Source organism: Bacillus sp. mrc49 (assembly GCF_002803435.1).
Genome location: NZ_PHNG01000622.1, coordinates 1 through 694 on the forward strand (window position 1 = coordinate 1; position 694 = coordinate 694).

1 pseudogene is annotated in these 694 nt (G+C 45.0%); it reads right to left on the reverse strand.

Going from position 1 to position 694, the window contains the following annotated elements:
• Positions 1-468, reverse strand: a pseudogene (locus CVN76_RS06455) (HPr kinase/phosphorylase); the annotation flags it as partial.
• Positions 469-694: the final 226 nt, after the last annotated feature.

Genomic DNA, 694 nt, shown 5'->3' on the forward strand with positions numbered 1-694 from the left:
ACCGCTTTTCCCGGTAATCAACACACCTAAGCCATATATATCGACCAATACACCATGAACGGCCGTGGTCGGTGCCAACTTGCTTTCAAGGAAATTGGTCAGACGGCTGTATAACCGCGTTGTCTTCATATTCGATTTCATTACGGGAACCGATTCCCGCTCAGAAGCTTCGATCAACTCTAACGGCACTTCCTGACCGCGGGTGATGATGATGCCTGGAGTAAAGTCCCGGCATAGCTCTTCCATCCTCTGTACACGATCCGCTTCATTCAGGCGATTAAAAAAGGACATCTCCGTCATCCCTAAAAGCTGAACCCGATCGGCAGGATAATAATCAAAAAAACCGGCTATTTCAAGACCAGGACGAGATAAATCACTTGTGACGATCGGTCGGTTAATTCCTTCTTCCCCACTGATGAGCTCTAGACCCAACGCTTCAACGATATCCTTTGTACGGACTTTTGCCATATATCTTTCCTCCTTCTGGAGCGATGCTGTTTTTCGAGATACTTTTACTATTTTAGCATTTTTCTGTTAATAACCAAACAAAGCATGATCTTATTTAACGTTTTTTTTGATTCACTTAACTTTCCTGGTCTGGCGGGAAGCGAACATGGCCCGCAAGTGTACGGGATGGTTCAAGTGCCGGTCTGGAATACGGTTTGAATAAAACGATGCAACAATAGAAAAGAGC